Raw genomic sequence first — 19238 nt, 5'->3', positions numbered from 1 at the left:
ACTATGATAATTTAAACGAGTCAGGTAAAGTGGCCTGACTTAAACAAACTGGTCTCCGATGAACTCGGGGCGATTCATTCGACAGCGTGCCTATTATCTCATTTTGTCATACACAGTTTTCATCTAAAATAACCTGTTGCGCCTTTAAAAATAGGCGTATACGCTTTGTTTACACCCGTATACATCAGAGGTATTTTAGAATGGCTATTCTAAGCATCCGAATTGACGATAAATTAAAAGAGTCTTTAAGTAGTGAGGCGCAAAAGGAAGGTATTTCTTTATCTGAATATGTGAAGAAATCACTGGAAATTAAGAGCGTTGATACTCATATACTAGCAACAGAGAAAAACTTAAAAAGCTCTGTTGATAGTATTAAAGATTTAGCGCTCGTCTCTCAGGAGACTGTACACGAAGTTGAACTAAATATTCAGCGGCTAAATGAATCGCTTAAAAATGCAAATCACTTAAAAGAAATCAAAAAATTGAAATGGATATTGATTTCTATATCCCTCATCTTTGTATCAATCTCGATCCCAATATTTCACTTTAATATTGCTTATTTCAAAACCTTCTTTTATTAGGCTTTATCCTGAATAATTTAAGGCCTATGAGCCAAGCCTATTAGTAAATATTCCAGTTACCGGAAAGCCTTTGCCGTCCAACACCTCTGTATTAAGCTTTTCACTTTACGATGAATTACCTTCAACAACTTAATTTAAATAAACTTTTTAAAGGCGTTTTCAAAAGACTATAAGTGTATAATTATGGCGCAGGTTTTGCAGTTAATATCACTCATACGATCATACTAAGGAAAAGAACCTATGCGAGTTGATGCAAACGTACATTATTTTAATGGGAACCAGCGTACCAAGCCTTCAACAGAGGCCTCAACGTCATTTTCGGCTGCATTAACAGCAGCACAAACAGACAATGATAAGACTGACAGCAGCACAAAACAGGCGGATTTCACTAGTATGACCCGGCAAGAAATGCGGGACTGGGCCAACACTCAAATCCGCAATGGAGAAATGTCTCTCGATGACGGCAGGCCTTTCATGGCTATGACTATGAAAATACCCGTAAATGGAGGCGAACTGGCAGGTGCACACAGTGATGAAACACGATATAACTTCATTCAAAAAACGCGTGATGGCATCCAAGGCGCACTGTCACGCAATGACGAGACTACTTTGAAGATGTTAGAATCAGCTATGTCTATCATGCAAGACAAAAGTACTGGTGTTAACATTCGTATTTAGAAATATAAAAAGGCCAGAATGTCTGGCCTACATCATTAATAAATCAAAGAATACTGATCTGGACTGACATAGTATTCCATGGCGAATTAGTCGAAGTATTTTGGTATTTGAATAATCCGTTTTGATGACCATCGACATTGTATTCATTGAGGAAACCCACGACAGTTTGCCCAGCGGTACAAGGCCATGTGTAATTACTACCAGTCACACAAACAGGCGTACTTGAGTACATTGTGGAACTCGGAAGTAACCCACCGTTCATCCAAGCAATATGATTATAACCATAACCAATTTCTAAAACAGCAGTACGCAGCTGCTCTCCCCCATGATCACATGCAGTTGTTGTCATACCAACAGTGGACTCCCACCCACAATCAGTTGAACCAACAGCATATACCCACATTGAAGATAGCGGCGGAGCTGATGCTCGAGCCATTAATTCAGACTCCATGCGGATGTTTTTGATTTCGGCAGGAGCTGGAGCATTCTGACTAGTGAGTACAGGAAGGGAGGTAATTACTTGTTGACTGCGCGGAACTTCCTCAGCATAACTCATATTACTTACACCAGTTGCTATGACTACAGATAGCAGGCAATTAATTAAATTTATTTTTATAGTCCTTGAATTTCCCTTTTAATATCAATTGAAAGGTATTTATAGTTCACGCCTTTAGCATTGTCAAAAAATGAAAACATAATGATAAATAATTAATTTTTATATTTGTTAACTGATAGCAGAAAATCAAACACAAGACCTTCATCCAACAACTGAGTTTCACCGGTGAAACTTTAATTTTAGCGGCTAAAATAATGGGGTATCACACTTTGACCTGCAATACCCCCTACCTAACAATTAACCTATTAAACTTATAACCAATTGGGCTACAGAAATTAGGGAAATTAAATTAATAGAAAACCTTCCTTCTACTTTCACTTTATAATGAATATCTATTTTCATTCGCGTGCTCATTAATATTGATAGTGCCCCAACCGCAGTGTAATCTTAAATTGCCGTAAAAGATTGGCGGTTAGAACGTGGCATCCATGCCATTTTACTATCGTTGATTTTCAACCAGGCCTCGTGCCTGGTTACCTTCATTTTTTATGTTTCTTTGATACTAACAAAATTTTTTAACTATCTGCGGCGCTGAAAAAATTAACCTGTCGCCTTAGTTCCGCTTAATCATAATTTAACGCATAGCACTTTTACGAATAAGCAAAAGGTGAGTATTTATTAAAATAATTGCCGGTGTATCTACCATTTCACATTAAAAACAGGTGCGGCGGCACTCTAGGTTACACTGTCGTATTAACCTAGAGGCCTTGCCATGTAAGCGCTAATAACGAATTGCACACGGGAAAGTTACACGCGTGATGTGAACGGTACTTTTGAACGGACTCGATAAAGTTATTGAATAAACAGGTCTGATAAACACAGCCGTACGTATTGCTATCTGTGCGTTGCTAATTTAGAAAAGTCCCTGACACGTTTCTGTCCAAAAACGAGTTTAACCGACCGTCTGCTTCTCGCTCATAACGGCCCTTTAAAAACTTAATTTAGTTAGCCCGAGTCCCCTACCACAACGCTTATTTACTTTTGTGTCGGTTCAACCTCTTATAATGTCGATTCAGATAAACATTAATGAAGCTGGTTAAAAAGCTCGCTAAATTCCTTATCAACAAAACGCCAAATACCTATTTATTGATAAGGAATATAGTCATGAACATTATTACAAAAACAGTTATAGCACTGAGTTTAGCAAGCCACTTTAGTGCGTATGCCATTGACCTGCGGGTCGACAACATTCGCTTATACCAAAGTAGCTCGCAAAGTTTTTCTGTGCCGAGTTCGCTGTATATTGATGATGGTAAAATAGTAAGTATTACTAAAGCGACTGATCCACTACAAAACGCAGATAAAACTATTGATGCTAACAACCAATATGCAATACCTGGTTTAATTGATTTACATGTACATTTGGGTTCATCGGGCAGTAACTTTACTGAGTTTCAGTATTTGCCGGTTCAATCGCACTTTAATTCTAATTTGTATTTAGGCGTAACTAATATTGTTGATTTGTTTTCGTTTGAGCAAACCCTAAACGAAGCCGCTCAATTAAAAGCAGCCCAACTAACCCCTAACCTTTTTTATGCGGGTACTTTGTTTACCAACCCTGGTGGGCATGGCACGCAGTTTGGCGGCCACGCATACGAAATTGCAAAAGATGAAGACATAGCAGCGCTATGGCAAAAACATATAAGCACTAATCCACATGTAACTAAAGCAGTTATAGAAACCTTTGGCGGTGTGGGTAAATCGTTAACTGATAGCCAATTAAGCGAGCTAGGTAAACGCTCTAAAGCGGCTAATTTACCGTATTTTGTGCATGTTTCTACATTAAATGATGATAAACGCGCTATTAAAGCCGGTGCAACGGCTCTAGCGCACGGTATTAATAGCGAAGCGATTGACGATGAATTTATTACGCTAATGAAACAGCATAATGTAACCTATATTCCTACCCTTGCGGTGTATCATAACCATAGCGATGAAAAGCATAACCATACTATAAGCTCACAAAGCGAGTTACTAAAAACCATTCCCGAAAAGCTTCAAGGGTGTTTGTTTGACAACGTGCCTGCACCTTCAAAATGGAAAGAGCACGCGTGGGAGGAGCGAAAAACCGCTTATGCAAATATACAAAAGCTACATAAAGCTAATATTACTATAGGCACAGGATCTGATGCCGGAAACCCTTACACGCTGCACGGTACTGGGTTACACAACGAGTTAGATGCCCTTAAAAAAGCAGGCTTAACAAATGGTGAAATAATTAATGCAGCCACAGTTAACGGCGCAAAAGCGATTAATAAAGCCAAGAGCATTGGCAAGCTGGCTAATGGCTTTGAGGCAAGCTTTGTACTGCTTAAGCAAAACCCGCTTGATGATATAAACCACATTCACACTATCTCAGAGGTTTACAAATCAGGTATACAAGTAGACCGCCCAGCCTTAATTGCGCAAAACAAGGCTATAACACCACAAGGCCCCGCTTGTAATGAAGTAATAAAAAGCAGCCAAGCGCAACATGTTATTGATGATTTTACCGGTGATACACCATGGCAAACCTTGAGCGACTCGGTAATGGGTGGTCAGTCTGTGGCAACACTTACCACAAATAAAAACAGCTTAACTATTGATACAACCATTACAAAGCCAACCAGCTTTGGCGCGTGGGCAGGCGCTGAAATAAAATTTACATCGCCGGCTGATGCCTCTGCATTTAAAGGTATTCGATTAACCTATAAAGGTTCAAGCACGCCTTTTGCCTTGTCTGTTTATCATAATGATGTAAAAGATTGGGATCACTTTAGTGTACTTTTAAAGCCGCGCGATGAGTGGACAACGCTTGATATTCCTTTCACTACATTTAAACAATTTGGCTTTGGTAGCCCCGTTACGTGGTCGGCCACTGAATTAACTGGAGTTAACTTAATGTGGCGAAAAATGCCAGGCGCAAGCAATGAGCCATTAAAAAACACATTACAAATCAAAGAGCTAACTTACTTTTAAAAGAGTAGCAGTCAAAACACAAACTCTTTGGGTTTTGACTGTTTTTTGTTATGGTTTAATCACTTACAAAAAGAAGCACCTATTATGCTCAAACATCCTTTTTATAAATACAGCTTTTTTATTTTACTTGTTGTAGATATTGCTTATGCCCTTGGGCTGATAATTGCTAACTCTGCGCCCTTTACTGCGGGTAGTGCACTCGCTGCTACCGTGTGGTTTGTTACTTTTTACTGGGTTCCTGTTTGGAGTGCGGCAGCGGTTATTTTTTACCTGCGTAATAAACACATTAACAAAATAGCGTTTGAATGGTTAATAGCAGTTGTATTTATGGCACTTGGTAATGTGCTTACCGATATAGTACTCACACAGCTTTTTGATGGGCACAAATCGATGGGGGTGTTTGTTGTTTGTAACGGCTTACTTTGGGGCTCGTGTATTTACTTTACCAGTATTTTTATTGAAAACAAAAAACGCGCAACAGCCGAAAAACACGCGCTTAAACAAGCCCAACTTGCTACATTACGCTACCAACTAAACCCACATTTTATGTTTAATAGCTTAAATACAATTTCGGCTTATATTCATACAAACCCTGATTTAGCCGATGAAGTACTGCATGAACTGGCTGACATTTTAAGGTACTCCCTCGACACGGCAGAGCAACAACAAATACCTTTACAGCAAGAGCTTACAATAATAGAAAAGTACCTAAATATTGAAAAAGCCCGCTTTGGCGATAAACTTCAGGTTAATTACCACATTCCCAATACGCTTAAAAACATATCGCTGCCCCCGCTACTTATTCAACCAATTATTGAAAACGCCATTAAACACAACGCCCAACAAACGTCGTTAATACTTAATATAACGCTTAGTGAGCTACCTAACGGCGTTAAAATACAAATTAGCGATAACGGTAAGGGTTTTTCGAGCGATGTTATAAAACACGGCCATGGCAGTGGTGTAGGAATGAAAAACATACTCAAGCGCGTTAAACAACTTGGTAAAAGTAAGGTACTACTGAGCAATAATAATGGTGCAGTGGTTACGTTGGAGCTAACACTATGAGCAGCGAAAACCAGCCAAACACAATGACTAAAATGCGTGTATTATTTGCCGATGACGAGCTTCCCGCTCGCGAAAAATTAAGCCATCAATTGAGTTTAATGGAGCATGTTGAAGTAGTGGGTATGGCCACAAATGGCAAAGAGGCCATATCATTAATTAATGAGCTGACTCCGGATGTGGTATTACTTGATATACAAATGCCTGAAATTAACGGCTTAGAGCTTATTGATTTACTTAACTACCAGCCCATTATTATTTACACAACCGCGTATGACCAATTTGCAATTGAAGCTTTTGAGCACGCCTCAACTGACTACTTACTCAAACCTTTTCCTATTGCTAGGCTAAAAAAAGCTCTCGGCAAAGCGCAGCAGCAACTAGAGCAACAACGTGCCCACTCCCAAGTTAACAGCCCAGAACACGAGCAAACCTTTACATTAACCAAAAACACCATAAATAAGCTCATTAGTAAAAACGGTGAGCGGATATTTTTACTCTCCCCAAGTGACATTAAATTTATTAAATCGGAGCAAGGCAATAGTTTGGCGTGGAATGGCGAGACATTTCATCACTTAAGCGATACACTCGATCAACTTGAACATGCCCTAGTAGCAAAAAACTTTGTACGAATTCATCGAAGCTATTTGGTTAACGTTGACCACATTAAAGAAATACAGCGTTGGTTTAACGGCAAGCTAATGGTGATTGTAAATGATGATATTAAATCTGAACTAAGCACCAGCAGAGCCGGTGCCGATAAACTAAAGCAATTGCTACATATTTAACTTATCTAAAAACATGTTACTGATCATTACTGGTATACACACTTAAAATAGGAAACGTATGCTCAGCAAACGATACCGTTACCGACTGTGTTTGATTGCCTTTAAAGCCTAGTTTAAAATCACTTGGTGTTAGCCTGCTGCCATCTGCAAACAACGCTAATACGTGTTCTTGATTAAGTTCACGCTTGCCAGAGGCTAAATTAGTAAGGGTAATAACCGCCCAACGCTCTCCTATTTTGTTGCTCATAAGTACATAGTTTGCAATAGAAAAGTCAGACTTTTTAGGCGTTATATTATTATCGTTTGGAAACGACAAGTGCATGCCATTTGGTATGGCTCGGTCAACGTTTAGTACATTATTTTGCGCTGCACACACATTGGCGCAAAGTACCAATAAAAATAAAAAGCTAACTACAATTTTTGCCACAATTAAACGTCCTTTTAAATTTCGAATTTTGCATACTTGATTGAAATTTATACTCGCAGTTTTTACCTATTATGTAAACACTCTATTAAACGCTCAGTAAACTAACTAAGCGCTCATTCAGTGACGCCCCATTAGTATTAATACTTTGCGGCACGTTAATAAACACATGATTATTAAACAGGAGTAAATTACATGGCAACCACACCTAAAAATTCACATGAGGTTAGTAATGCGCAATCGGCTTTATTAAACCCAGAGCACAGCATTCAAGTACGAGGCGCGCGTGTTCATAATTTAAAAAATGTGGATGTAAACTTGCCCCGTAATTCACTTGTTGTTTTTACTGGTATATCGGGCTCGGGTAAATCATCGCTCGCCTTTGGAACATTATTTGCCGAATCACAGCATCGTTATCTTGATTCGGTATCGCCTTATGCGCGCAGATTAATAGACCAAGTAGATGAGCCCGATGTAGATTCGATTGAAGGGCTGCCACCCGCGGTAGCATTACAACAACAGCGTGGCGCACCCTCGGTACGCTCATCGGTGGGTAGCGTAACCACTATTTCTAACGCGCTGCGAATGCTTTACTCACGCGCGGGCGAATACCCCAAAGGGCAAGGTATACTGTATGCCGATGCGTTTTCGCCTAACACGCCACAAGGTGCCTGCCCAGAGTGCCATGGTATTGGCCGCGTATTTAACGTAACCGAAGAGCTGTTAGTGCCCGACCCTACTAAATCAATTAAAGAGCGCGCCATTGCAGCATGGCCGCCGGCTTGGCAAGGTAAAAACCTAAGCCGCATTCTTACTTCTTTAGGTTACGATATTAATAAACCGTGGAATACCCTGCCTAAAAAAGCCCGTGATTGGATTTTGTTTACCGACGACACGCCCACAGTACCCGTGCTTCCCGAGTACACGCTTGAGCAAACCCAAGCGGCTATTAAAAATGAAGAAAGCCCCAGCTACATGGGTACATTTATAAGTGCTAAACGCTTTGTTTTACAGTCGTTTGCCAGTACCCAAAGCCCACGCACAAAAAAGCGTGTGTCGCAGTATATGCAAATATCACAATGCCCGCAGTGCGAAGGAAAAAAACTTAAAAAAGAGTCGTTATCGGTTAAAGTAGCAGGCCTTGATATAGGCGAAATTTCGCAATTAACACTTGGCGAGCTGGCAGAAAAACTCAGCATTGCTGCCAATAACCCCGCTAAAAGTAACGCAGCCAACCCCGAAAAAGCCATTGTGGCAAAGCGCATCACAAGCGACATTATTAAACGCGTAGAAGCACTCACTAAACTTGGTTTAGGGTATTTATCGCTTGAGCGTACTACGCCATCGTTATCAGCTGGGGAATTACAACGCTTGCGGCTTGCAACGCAAATTCGCTCAAAATTATTTGGTGTTGTGTATGTGCTAGATGAACCTTCGGCAGGTTTACACCCAGCCGATACGCAAGCACTTTTAAGCGCCCTAGATGAGCTAATAGCGGCTGGTAACTCAGTATTTGTGGTGGAGCACGATACAAGTGTAATTCGCCACGCCGATTGGGTGGTTGATGTAGGGCCAAATGCGGGTTCGCATGGCGGTAATATTGTTTACAGCGGCCCAGTTGAAGGCTTAGAGCAAGTGAGCAACTCACATACAAGTCAGCATCTTTTTAAACATAACAATAACGCAAAGCCAAATCATCAAACACAACGTACGCCAGCAGCCTGGCTTAAGCTAAGTGCTATTGAGCGTAACAATTTACACAACATCAGTGCCGAATTTCCGCTTGGGGTTATTACAAGTGTTACGGGGGTTTCTGGCTCAGGTAAATCAAGCTTAGTAAGCCAAGCCTTAGTCGAGCTTATTCAAAATGCTTTAGGACAGAAAACGCCGCCGCCAATGCCTACCGATGAAGCCGACTTGCTTGATCAAGAACTCCAAACACCAACCCATGGCAAAATAACCGAGGGCCTTGAGCATATAAAGCGCCTAATAACGGTTGATCAAAAAGCCATTGGCCGCACGCCTCGCTCAAACCTTGCTACTTACACTGGTTTGTTCGATCACGTACGTAAATTGTTTGCCAATACTAAAGAGGCAAAGGCGCGTAAATACGATGCAGGTCGTTTTTCGTTTAATGTGAAAAAAGGCCGTTGCGACAACTGCGAAGGCGTAGGCTTTGTAAGCATTGAGCTGTTATTTTTACCGAGCGTGTATTCGCCGTGCCCCGTGTGTAACGCTAAGCGCTATAACCAAAAAACACTCGACATTACCTATAAAGATAAAACCATTGCCGATGTGCTTAATTTAACGGTGGAGTCAGCGCATACATTTTTTGCCGATGAACCCGCTATTTTACGTGCGCTAAATGCGCTCTTACAAGTAGGCCTTGGCTATTTACGTTTAGGGCAACCTGCTACTGAGCTTTCGGGCGGAGAGGCCCAGCGCATAAAGCTTGCCACAGAGCTGCAACGTGCGCAGCGCGGCGATACGCTGTATATTTTAGATGAACCAACCACCGGCCTACACCCAAAAGATGTAGCCATGTTGATGACGCAGTTAAATGGCTTAGTTGATGCGGGCAACACCGTTATTATGGTTGAGCACGATATGCAAGTAGCCAGTAACAGCGATTGGGTTATTGATATTGGCCCAGGAGCCGGGGACGAAGGTGGCTTAATTGTTGCTCAAGGTAAACCTGAAGATGTGGCTCAATCTAAGCATAGCCGCACGTCAACGTTTTTAAAAAGCGCAATTTAGCTTTTTAAAAATCGCTCTAATTTAGGTTTTACAGTAACCGACATAACAAGCATTAATGTTAAACCAATGGGTAGCGCGGCTAATAGCCCCTCTACCCACGCGGTATAAAATAAGCGCATATTGGCAAAACCTATATTGTTAGTAGCGGTTACAAACGCCATTAGCGACTCCATGGTAAGCGCCATAAAAACACTAATCACTAAATTACGTTTTAGCTCACTTGCTTTTGGTAATAACTTAGCCACCAAGGCATTCATAAGGGCTGTTATTGCTAACCCCACAGGGGCCATAACCAACACCGCACTTAAAAACGAGGTAAACCAATCCATATAAAAATGCTCAGTTATACCTACATTTGTGTAAGTCATAATACCTGTTAAGCTGCCGCCTACAAAAACAATAATACTTACCATCGCCATTATTTTATAAGTGATCGGTGTTTTTTTAGGCTCTACGAGCGCAGAATTTACTAAAGTAGGCGTATTCATTAAACAGGTATTTCTCTTAAAATAGATGACAAAATCAACTATATCAAATTAATTGATAATATCAACTGTTATTTAATTACCCTAATGCCAGCCATATGCCTACTAGCACCATAAGGCTGCCTGCAATTCGGTTCATCCATTTTATATTATCACCACGGCTTAAAAATAAACGTAGGCTTTTACCGCCTGTGGCGTACGCTAACATGCAAATAAATTCGCTTATCATAATAACTAAAACAAGCACTAACAGTTGCGGGGCGAGTGCGTGTTCAACGCTAATAAATGGCGGTAGTAAAGAGATCATAAACGCCCAGCCCTTTGGGTTAGCAATGGCAGTTACAAAGCCTTGCGTAAATAGCGACTGGCGGCTTACATCACTTGGGCTATGTGTATCAATCGACATTTTACCTTTTGCGCGCCACATATTTATACCTATATAAATTAAGTATGCACCGCCTACCCATTTTAAAATATCGAACGCATTAGGGTAATTTAGCATTACGCCTGCAACACCTAATACCGCAGCAATAGCAACACTTGCGACCCCTAACAGCTCACCTATCATCATCCATAATGTGCGCCTTACACCTATGCTCATACCTAATGTCATGGCGAGGGTCATACACATACCCGGTGTGATAGATACAAAAAAGAAGGTAGGAATAAAAACGGCAAGCGCTGCAACATCAATCATTTTTTCTCTCTATATTAAAAGCAAAAAACGCGGCTAAAGTAGCCGCGCTATTGGTTACCTATTATCTACTATTGTTCAGTGCTTGCCACTGGCTGAGTAATGACCTCTACTGGCTTTGCAGTATCACTCAATAAATACTTATCTAGCCACTGCTCTTGTTCCCACAGTACGTGTAATAAGCTTTTACGTGCGCGGTAGCCATGTGCCTCGTAAGGGAGCATTACTAAGCGAGCGTCTTTACCTAAGCCTTTAAGCGCTGCGTACATACGCTCACTTTGCATTGGGAAAGTTCCAGAGTTAGGATCTTCTTTGCCATGAATCATCAGCATTGGCTCATTAATTTTTTCAGCATGGAAAAACGGCGACATGTTAGAGTACACACTTTGTGCTTGCCAAAAATCACGCTCTTCACCCTGAAAACCAAACGGCGTTAGGGTACGGTTGTAAGCACCACTGCGAGCAATACCGGTTTTAAATAAATCACTATGCGCTAATAGGTTTGCCACCATAAATGCACCGTACGAGTGCCCTGCTATAGCAATGCTGTTTTTATCGGCAATGCCTTTTTTAACCAGCACATCAACCGCAGCTTGCGCACTTGAAACTAGCTGCTTTCTAAAATTATCGTTTGGCTCGCTGCCATCAATACCTACAATAGGCATTTTAGGGTCGTCAAATACGGCAATACCCTTAGCAAGGTAAGGCATAGGGCCCCAATAACCAATGTAAGTAAATTCGTATGGCGATTCGCGCACTTGTGATGCTACGGCTTTATCTTTGTATTCAAGTGGGTACGCCCACATAAGTACCGGTAACGGGCCTTGGGTTACATCGTAACCTGGTGGTAAATAAAGCGTGCCAGAAAGCTCAACCCCGTCATCGCGTTTGTAACGTAACTGTTCTTTTGTAACCCCTTTAAATGCTGGGTACGGATGAGCAAAATTAGTAAGCTGCGTAAGAGTATCGTTATCTAAATCACGAATAAAAAAGTTAGGTTGCTCGGTTTTAGACTCTCGCACAGTTATAAAGCGCCCGCCTTCGTCGTCAAGCAATGCACGAACACGCTCGTAGTATGGCGCTTGTGATTGCCATAAACGCTTGCTGCTATTCGTTTTTACATCGTACTGGTCTAAAAACGGAATATTACCTTGCTCAGACGCGCCGTTACCGCGCAGATACATATAACGCCCGCCAACAATTTTAATAACGTTGGCGCCTAAATCGTTACGCTCGTATATAAAGCTACCTGGGTTTTTATACGCATCGTTATAGCTTCGCTCAGAAAAAAGCACACGGTTTTTATCTGCATTGCGTGGCTGGATAACATACGTACGCACTTGGCGGTCGCTAAAGCGCCAGTCGCTAAGCATGGCAATATTTTGATTACCCCAGACTATACCAGCATAGCGGCGCTCTACTTTAGCAAACAGCTTAGGCTCGCGTTTAAACGGCGCGCGTAGGCTGTAAATATGATCATGGTGCTTAACATCGGTTTTCATGTCGCCGCCATCTTGCGCTTCGGCCCAAATAACTTCTGCGCCTTGATCCGCGCGCCATTCAAAATCGCGGCGGCCAGTACGAACACTGTCATAGCCTTGTGGAATGTTATCGGCAAGCGGTTGTTTTACAAGTTCGGCTAATGCGTAACCGCGCATTCCCCATATTTGCCAAGTGCTGGCAAAACGGCTGAACGGTACTTGATACGAAAACGGCTCGTTTATCGCAGCAACTAATATATTGGTTGAATCTGGCGATACCGAAAACGATTTAAATAATGCAGGGCTGCCAATGGCTTGTGTATTGCCATCAAGCGTTACGTAAGCTAATTGCCCTTGGCCGTAAAATTTAAACTGTGCTTCGTCAAACGGGCTGGTTAATAAGTTTTGATAGGTACGCGCTGGGGCTTTTTCGCCTGTGCTTTGTTGTATTACAGGCACTACATTTTGACTGCTGTTTTTTAACGCGGGTTTACCTATATTAACCGCTAAATTTGCAACCAGTGCGCTGCTATCGGGCAGCCATTGGTAAGGCGTAGCGGTAATAACCGAGTTAAGCGCTGCATTTGAGAGCATTTTTGCTTGCTTTGTCTCTACACTGTAAAGCCATAAATTTGCTTGGTTTTGTTGCTCTACAACAAATGCTAAATATTTACTGTTAGATGACCATTTAGGCGAGCGAATAATACCGTTTGGTAAATTATTAATATTAATAACGGTGCCGCTTTGCACATGCTTAAGCTCAAGCGCGCTGTATTTAGCGCTAACACGCGAGCGTGAAAAGTTAGCAGGGTTTAGCTTTATACCCGCAAGTTTAAGCTCATCTTTAGCAAGCTCGTCAAGCGTCTCTACGCGCTTACGCTCAAATAAAGCAAGCCATTGGCCATCGCTCGATAAAAAACTAGTGGGTGCTAATTTGGCATCTACCACAGCGGCTAGCTCAGGCGAAGGTGTTTGATAACCTTGCTCAGCATAGCTGTTTGGCATTATTACAACACAACAAATAAAGGCAACTAACAGCCTAAATGCGTTCATGTTTTTATCCTTTTGTTATTTTTAAGATTATAAAAGGTATATAAACATGTTTTGCTCTGTTCATAAAGTATTAAGCTTTAAATTACAGGGCTAAAAGATGACTTAAACGCATTATATACGCTACACTACGCAGCTATTTACTCACTACTGCGCGCTTAAAATACCATGCCTAACAAAGCTAAATCGGTCACTATTTTTGATGTTGCTCACCGTGCGGGGGTGTCTAAATCGACCGTATCGCTGGTGCTTACGCACAGCAATAAAGTAGCCGATAAAAGCAAACAAAAAGTGTTACAAGCCATAGATGAGCTAGGTTATGTGTATAATCGCGATGCAGCGGCTATGCGCTCTGGGCGCTCTAATTTAGTGGTTGTAGTAATTGACAATTTAACAAACCCACTTATGGCATTGCTTGCTAAAAATATTGAGCAGGCATTAAGCGAGGCTTTTTTTCAGGCCATTATTGTTAGTAGTAACAACAGCGTAGAGCGCCAAACGCAGCTAATAAGTAATTTAAAAGAATACAAAGTGGCTGCATTTATAATTTGCCCTGTGGCTAATACCTGTGCGCAGTGGCTCGACAACCTTGCTACTGCCTACCATGTTATTAGCCTAATGCACGAAGTACCTTACAGCTCAGCCCCGTGTGTTTTACCCGATTACACTAAAGCAAGCCATGTAGTAACACTGCAGCTAATAAATGATTCGCCTAAAAACATACTGTTTGTGGGTGATGAAAGCTTATCTGCACAAGGTTTATTAAGTGGCTTTAATAGCGCGTGTAAAAAACACAATATAACCCCTGAGCCAGCTATTACGTGCACAAAAAGCACCCCATTACATGCTAAGCAAATATTTAGTAGCACATTACTTAATAATCCGAGTATTGACGCGGTTGTATGCGCTAACAATATAATTGCGCATGGCGTTTTAGCCGCCGCCCCGCATTTGAAAAACAATATAGTAAGTTGCTTACATATTCCTGATATTACCGAAATTCAACCTCGCTTTACTTGCGCCAATATAAACACGCAAGAGCTTGCTAAGCGCAGTATTTTAGTGCTGCAAGAACAACTTCAAACAAACACTGCACCAGTAAAAACACTGGTAAATGTAAACCTACAAATTAGAGAAACACCGTAATGAAAAAAGTGCTGGTAATTGGTTACGTATGGCCAGAGCCAAATTCGTCTGCTGCGGGTACGCACATGATGTCGTTATTAAACGCGTTTAAAGCGCAAAATTGGCAAGTAGAATTTGCCACCCCAGCACAGCGCACCGAGCACATGGTAAACCTAGATCACTTTGGTATAACAAGTCAAAGCATTGCCCTAAACTGCGAAAGTTTTGATGAGTACGTTAAAGCGTACAACCCAGACATAGTGATGTTTGACCGCTTTATGATGGAAGAGCAATTTGGCTGGCGTGTAGATAAACATTGCCCCAATGCCATTAAAATACTCGATACCGAAGATTTACAATGCCTACGTAATGCGCGTCACGAAGCGCACAAAGGCGAGCGAGAATTTACCACCAGCGATTTACATTCAGACATAGCAAAGCGCGAAATAGCCGCAATATTGCGCTGCGACCTAAGCTTAATTATTTCAAGCTTTGAAATGCAATTACTTAGTAGTGTATTTAACGTAGAAGCCAGTTTATTACATCATCTCCCTTTTATGGTCGATTTAACTGCTTTACCTGCGCAAACTAAATCGTTTGAACAACGTGAGCACTTTATGACGATAGGTAACTTTAGACACGCCCCCAACTGGGATGCCGTGCTGTACTTACAAAAAATATGGCCGCTTATTCGCAAGCAATTACCAAAAGCAGAACTGCATATTTATGGCTCTTACCCGCCACCAAAAGCAACAGCCCTTAATAACCCTAAAACCGGTTTTTTAATAAAAGGCTGGGCCGAAAACGCCTATGAGGTAATGCAAAGCGCACGCGTATGTTTAGCCCCACTTCGTTTTGGCGCAGGTATAAAAGGCAAGCTGCTAGAAGCAATGATAATGCAAACCCCTAGTGTAACTACCGACATAGGCAGTGAGGGCATGCACAACGAACTACCATGGCCTGGTAAAGTGACTAATAATACTGAGGATTTTGCAAATGCAGCCGTTGAGCTTTACACCAATCAAACCGATTTTGAACATGCGCAACAAGCTGGCAATACGCTACTTAATACCTTGTACGACAAAGTAAAATTAAGCGCGGCGTTAATTAATAAAATTGACTCTATAAGCAACGATTTAAAAGCGCATAGGGAAAAAAACTTCACCGGACAAATGTTAAAACACCATACTATGCGCAGTACGCAATATATGGCGCAATGGATTGCTGAAAAAAATAAAAAATTAGATTAAAAATGACTAGACTCCTACAGATTTGTGTTTAAAATCGCGCCCATTACAAATGGGCGTTTTAGCCTATACTTTTAGCTAATTTATTTACACACTGGTCCATACAAGATTTGAAAACTGCAACCTTTACTGAAAAACGCAAATTTATCGTTAAATTAGGTAAAATGCTTCATAAGTACGGCACCCCTGCGTACCGCCTAGAAGCACACTTAATGGAAGTGGCCACTTACTTAGGACTTAAATCGTCTTTTGTTATGTCGCCAACTTCGGTAACGTTTGTAATTTGGACTGATGGCCACGAAGACGAATACACCCACGTGGCACGCGTAGACCCAGGCGATCACGACCTAGGCTCACTTGCCGACACCGACGACTTAGTTAATCAAATGCTCGACGACAAGCTCACCTTACAAGAAGTTGATGCTCAGCTTGATGCCATTTACGACATGCCAAACCCGTACAATAAATTTGTTACCGGTATTGCTTTTGCAACATCGGGGGGAGCATTTGCCATGCTAATGGGTACCAGCTGGACAGACGTTATTTGGTCTGCGTTACTTACTTTAGTGGTGTATGTGTTTGTGCTGTGGTCAGGGCGCTCAAAACGGGTTGCTCACATGCTTGAGCCCCTTGTTGCTATAGTATCGGCAGTGCTGGCTTGTGCAATAAGTGTGTATATTTCGCCCGATATAAATATACGGTTAGTGGTGCTTTCAGCCATTATTGTATTTATACCTGGTTTAGCCCTAGCGCTTGGTTTAGCAGAGCTTGCCGCTAGGCATTTGGTGTCGGGTACGGCGCGGGTTATGGACTCGTTTATGCTGTTATTTAAACTGTACTTTGGCGCCTTTATTGGCATAGGCATTGGCTTTGCCATATTTGGCCAAACTGACTTTGTACAGCCCGAGCCACTACCGCGCTGGACTGCATGGCTGGCTATATTTTTACTTTGTAGCAGCTTAATAGTGATATTTAGAACCAAACTTAAACATGCTGGATGGTCTATCGCATCAGGTTTTATAGCCTATGGCACGAGTATTGGTTCGGCTATGTACCTTGACTACACGTTAGGCACGTTTGTTGGTGCGCTTTCGGTGGGAGTGTTTAGTAACTTATTTAACCGCGTTGCAAATGCCCCAGCTTCCATTGTTGCCATGCAAGGCTTAATTGTACTGGTACCCGGCAGTAAAACGTATATTGGCTTAAACTCGCTTATTGAAGGCCAAGACTTTGTTTACGCCGAGCATATAGGCCAGCAAACGTTTTTAATATTTATGTCGCTTGTAGCAGGGCTAATATTTGCCAACGTGGCTTTACCGCCTAAAAAAAGCTTATAAGCTTGTTACCATTAAAAAGCCCGTTTACTTTGTAACGGGCTTTGTTGTTTAACGTACTATTCGCTATGGGGAATAGTGAGTACAATTTTTCCTACGTGTTGTTTTTGTGCAAACACTTTTTGCGCCGTAACAATTTCGCTCAATGGGAATGTTTGCGCCACAATAGGCTTTATTTTTTCTTGTTCAATAAAGTTAACTAAGCTTTTAAATACCTCAGGCTCTATAACTGTACAGCCAAAAAAAGTTAAATCTTTTAAGTACAAAGTACGTATATCAAGCTCTACTAATGCCCCGCCAATAGCGCCCGACACCGCATAACGCCCTTTTGGTTTTAATACCTCCAGCAGTGCAGGCCATTGCTCACCGGCAACAAGGTCAATGACTACATCAACACTGTTTTTACCTAAGGCTTGAATTAAATCATCTTCACGAAATATAACTTTATCGGCACCTAACTCTTCAAGCTGCTGCGCCTTACTTTTACTCGTAATGGCAATAACAAAAGCGCCACGTGCTTTAGCTAATTGCACTGCCGCTGAGCCAACACCACCAGAAGCCCCTGTAATTAAAACAGTTTGCCCTTGCTGTGGGTTTGAGCGAAAAAGCATGTTTTCGGCCGTAGAATATGAGCACGGAAAAGAGGCCAGCTCTTCATCACTATAGTTACTATTAATTTTATAAGCGTGAATAGAGTCAACGCGGGTAAACTGTGCAAAGCCACCATCGCACTCAGAGCCAAAATACCATGGCGATTTAAGCGTTTCGCCATTAGCTTTAATTAAACATGGCTCAACAATAACGCGCTCACCAATACGGCTTTGATCTACATTTTTACCAACAGCGACTATTACGCCGCACACATCTGCCCCTTGAATACGAGGAAAAACAAACGCATCACCAGACCAACTTGCATCGTCTTCACTGCTTTGTTTTTTAGCGTACCACGCCGTGCGGGTATTAAGATCTGTGTTATTAACACCTGCCGCCATAACTTTTATAAGTACATCGGTTTGTGCAAGCCCTGGCAACGGTAAGTTAGTTGCATACTTTAATACATCAAAATCGCCATGCTCGGTAAGCTGTACAGCGTGCATTGTGCTAGGTAAATTTGCCATTGGTTGCTCCATTATATTAATTTAAGAATACTGTTTTTTGCTGATGTAACCGCCTCATCGCCCATAACTGGCCATGCACTCGACACTCCCTCGTGCAGCAAAAACAAGCTACTAGCCAACGATGAATTTAAACCTTGCTCACCTAGCAGTTTTTTTACGTCATTTTTATGTGTTTGCACCGCAAGGCTAATAGCTTCATCTTCAGGAAACGCCGACAACGCATTAATAGATAAACAGCCATTAGGCGCAAATTGCACCATCCACGCTTTTAGTTGATCAAACATGTGCAAAACCGCCTCAACTCCCGGAGCAGGTGCATTTTTAAGTAAAAAATTAATATAGCGATTATGTCGGTACTCAAGCGCAGCAATGATCATTGCCTGCTTTGACGGGTAATATTTATAAAGGGTGCGCAAACTAACGCCACTGAGTTTTTGCAGCTTAGCCACACTAGGCTCAGCAAAACCATGCTGACTAAAGGCCACCTCAAGTGCAGCAGCTATATCTTGTTTTAGCAAAGTGTTTAACCCATGTAGAATGAATGCTCTACCCAATATGGTAGAGCATCCATTCTACATGTCAACCAATACAGATTTATATAAAATAATAACTATGACACCCATTATAAATTAACAGGCTAGGAAAGTCCTAGAGTCCAAAATATATGAGGATATTTAAAGATATGGCATCCCTTTAATCTTTCTTAGTCATAATAAAGCCATAACTTTGACACCCACTCTAATTATTTATAAATTAACAACCTAGATTCTAATTGGAAGTGCACCACCTAATTCATTATAGACTTCATTTGGTGTTTTAAATCCTAAACATTTTCTA

16 protein-coding genes are annotated in these 19238 nt (G+C 41.6%); 9 read left to right on the top strand and 7 right to left on the bottom strand.

Going from position 1 to position 19238, the window contains the following annotated elements; genetic code table 11:
• Positions 1-200 precede the first annotated feature (200 nt).
• Both MSC25_RS20100 and MSC25_RS20095 read left to right on the top strand, forming a co-directional pair.
• Positions 201-581: a hypothetical protein gene (locus MSC25_RS20100; RefSeq protein ID WP_024606317.1), complete on the top strand. Its 381-nt coding sequence runs from the start codon at positions 201-203 to the stop codon at positions 579-581.
• A gap of 240 nt (positions 582-821) precedes the next feature.
• Positions 822-1259 (top strand): hypothetical protein, encoded by a 438-nt coding sequence (locus tag MSC25_RS20095; protein ID WP_013463093.1) that lies wholly within the window; start codon positions 822-824, stop codon positions 1257-1259.
• 43 nt (positions 1260-1302) lie between these two features.
• On the opposite strand, the gene MSC25_RS20090 is transcribed toward MSC25_RS20095, so the two are convergent.
• The gene (locus MSC25_RS20090; protein ID WP_082423038.1) at positions 1303-1815 is read right to left on the bottom strand and encodes a YolA family protein; all 513 of its coding nucleotides are present in this window, start codon (positions 1813-1815) and stop codon (positions 1303-1305) included.
• Between the two features lie 1164 nt (positions 1816-2979).
• On the opposite strand from MSC25_RS20090, the gene MSC25_RS20085 reads away from it, so the two are divergent.
• From MSC25_RS20085 to MSC25_RS20075, 3 genes are read left to right on the top strand one after another with little or no spacing between them, the layout of a single operon-like run.
• Positions 2980-4833, top strand: a complete 1854-nt coding sequence (locus MSC25_RS20085; RefSeq protein WP_248444446.1) for a CIA30 family protein — start codon at positions 2980-2982, stop codon at positions 4831-4833.
• 27 nt (positions 4834-4860) lie between these two features.
• Complete coding sequence (locus MSC25_RS20080; RefSeq protein WP_319640995.1) at positions 4861-5901, top strand: histidine kinase; 1041 nt, start codon at positions 4861-4863, stop codon at positions 5899-5901.
• The gene (locus MSC25_RS20075; protein WP_248444444.1) at positions 5898-6686 is read left to right on the top strand and encodes a LytTR family transcriptional regulator DNA-binding domain-containing protein; all 789 of its coding nucleotides are present in this window, start codon (positions 5898-5900) and stop codon (positions 6684-6686) included. The genes MSC25_RS20080 and MSC25_RS20075 overlap by 4 nt, the downstream gene beginning before the upstream one ends.
• Positions 6687-6702: 16 nt before the next feature.
• On the opposite strand, the gene MSC25_RS20070 is transcribed toward MSC25_RS20075, so the two are convergent.
• Positions 6703-7113, bottom strand: a complete 411-nt coding sequence (locus MSC25_RS20070) for a hypothetical protein (protein ID WP_248444443.1) — start codon at positions 7111-7113, stop codon at positions 6703-6705.
• Between the two features lie 192 nt (positions 7114-7305).
• Here MSC25_RS20070 and uvrA point away from each other — a divergent pair, with 192 nt between their 5' ends.
• The gene (gene uvrA, locus MSC25_RS20065; protein ID WP_248444442.1) at positions 7306-9867 is read left to right on the top strand and encodes an excinuclease ABC subunit UvrA; all 2562 of its coding nucleotides are present in this window, start codon (positions 7306-7308) and stop codon (positions 9865-9867) included.
• On the opposite strand, the gene MSC25_RS20060 is transcribed toward uvrA, so the two are convergent.
• From MSC25_RS20060 to MSC25_RS20050, 3 genes are all read right to left on the bottom strand, one after another.
• Complete coding sequence (locus tag MSC25_RS20060; RefSeq protein ID WP_248444441.1) at positions 9864-10355, bottom strand: DUF2798 domain-containing protein; 492 nt, start codon at positions 10353-10355, stop codon at positions 9864-9866. The genes uvrA and MSC25_RS20060 overlap by 4 nt on opposite strands.
• 76 nt (positions 10356-10431) lie before the next feature.
• Positions 10432-11049, bottom strand: coding sequence for a LysE family translocator (locus MSC25_RS20055; RefSeq protein WP_096042830.1), 618 nt, complete (start codon positions 11047-11049; stop codon positions 10432-10434).
• A gap of 68 nt (positions 11050-11117) precedes the next feature.
• Entirely contained in the window at positions 11118-13580 is a 2463-nt protein-coding gene (locus tag MSC25_RS20050) for a prolyl oligopeptidase family serine peptidase (protein WP_248444440.1), read from the bottom strand.
• Positions 13581-13745: 165 nt separating this feature from the next.
• Here MSC25_RS20050 and MSC25_RS20045 point away from each other — a divergent pair, with 165 nt between their 5' ends.
• The 3 genes from MSC25_RS20045 to MSC25_RS20035 all read left to right on the top strand — a co-directional run bounded on the left by MSC25_RS20045 (position 13746) and on the right by MSC25_RS20035 (position 17286).
• Positions 13746-14723, top strand: a complete 978-nt coding sequence (locus MSC25_RS20045) for a LacI family DNA-binding transcriptional regulator (RefSeq protein ID WP_248444439.1) — start codon at positions 13746-13748, stop codon at positions 14721-14723.
• On the top strand, positions 14723-15952 hold the full coding sequence (locus MSC25_RS20040) for a glycosyltransferase (protein WP_248444437.1): 1230 nt from the start codon (positions 14723-14725) through the stop codon (positions 15950-15952). Before MSC25_RS20045 ends, MSC25_RS20040 begins: the two co-directional genes overlap by 1 nt.
• A gap of 107 nt (positions 15953-16059) precedes the next feature.
• Complete coding sequence (locus MSC25_RS20035; protein WP_029773039.1) at positions 16060-17286, top strand: threonine/serine exporter family protein; 1227 nt, start codon at positions 16060-16062, stop codon at positions 17284-17286.
• Between the two features lie 56 nt (positions 17287-17342).
• On the opposite strand, the gene MSC25_RS20030 is transcribed toward MSC25_RS20035, so the two are convergent.
• Positions 17343-18401 carry an alcohol dehydrogenase family protein gene (locus tag MSC25_RS20030; protein WP_248444436.1) on the bottom strand — a complete coding sequence of 353 codons (1059 nt, stop codon included), beginning with the start codon at positions 18399-18401 and terminating at the stop codon, positions 17343-17345.
• A gap of 11 nt (positions 18402-18412) precedes the next feature.
• The gene (locus MSC25_RS20025) at positions 18413-18919 is read right to left on the bottom strand and encodes a TetR/AcrR family transcriptional regulator (protein WP_024032749.1); all 507 of its coding nucleotides are present in this window, start codon (positions 18917-18919) and stop codon (positions 18413-18415) included.
• Positions 18920-19238: the final 319 nt, after the last annotated feature.

This window comes from Pseudoalteromonas sp. 1CM17D (assembly GCF_023161805.1).
GTDB classification, from domain to species: Bacteria; Pseudomonadota; Gammaproteobacteria; order Enterobacterales; family Alteromonadaceae; genus Pseudoalteromonas; species Pseudoalteromonas atlantica.
Note: the sequence above shows the minus strand (reverse complement) of the source record. Positions and strands in the feature narration are given on the sequence as shown.

Coding starts and splice junctions, on each gene's coding strand:
- MSC25_RS20090 (WP_082423038.1), bottom strand. CDS start 1,815: ATGAGTTATGCTGAGGAAGTTCCGCGCAGTCAACAAGTAATTACCTCC.
- MSC25_RS20085 (WP_248444446.1), top strand. CDS start 2,980: ATGAACATTATTACAAAAACAGTTATAGCACTGAGTTTAGCAAGCCAC.
- MSC25_RS20040 (WP_248444437.1), top strand. CDS start 14,723: ATGAAAAAAGTGCTGGTAATTGGTTACGTATGGCCAGAGCCAAATTCG.
- MSC25_RS20055 (WP_096042830.1), bottom strand. CDS start 11,049: ATGATTGATGTTGCAGCGCTTGCCGTTTTTATTCCTACCTTCTTTTTT.
- MSC25_RS20100 (WP_024606317.1), top strand. CDS start 201: ATGGCTATTCTAAGCATCCGAATTGACGATAAATTAAAAGAGTCTTTA.
- MSC25_RS20095 (WP_013463093.1), top strand. CDS start 822: ATGCGAGTTGATGCAAACGTACATTATTTTAATGGGAACCAGCGTACC.
- MSC25_RS20075 (WP_248444444.1), top strand. CDS start 5,898: ATGAGCAGCGAAAACCAGCCAAACACAATGACTAAAATGCGTGTATTA.
- MSC25_RS20060 (WP_248444441.1), bottom strand. CDS start 10,355: ATGAATACGCCTACTTTAGTAAATTCTGCGCTCGTAGAGCCTAAAAAA.
- MSC25_RS20050 (WP_248444440.1), bottom strand. CDS start 13,580: ATGAACGCATTTAGGCTGTTAGTTGCCTTTATTTGTTGTGTTGTAATA.
- MSC25_RS20045 (WP_248444439.1), top strand. CDS start 13,746: ATGCCTAACAAAGCTAAATCGGTCACTATTTTTGATGTTGCTCACCGT.
- MSC25_RS20030 (WP_248444436.1), bottom strand. CDS start 18,401: ATGGCAAATTTACCTAGCACAATGCACGCTGTACAGCTTACCGAGCAT.
- uvrA (WP_248444442.1), top strand. CDS start 7,306: ATGGCAACCACACCTAAAAATTCACATGAGGTTAGTAATGCGCAATCG.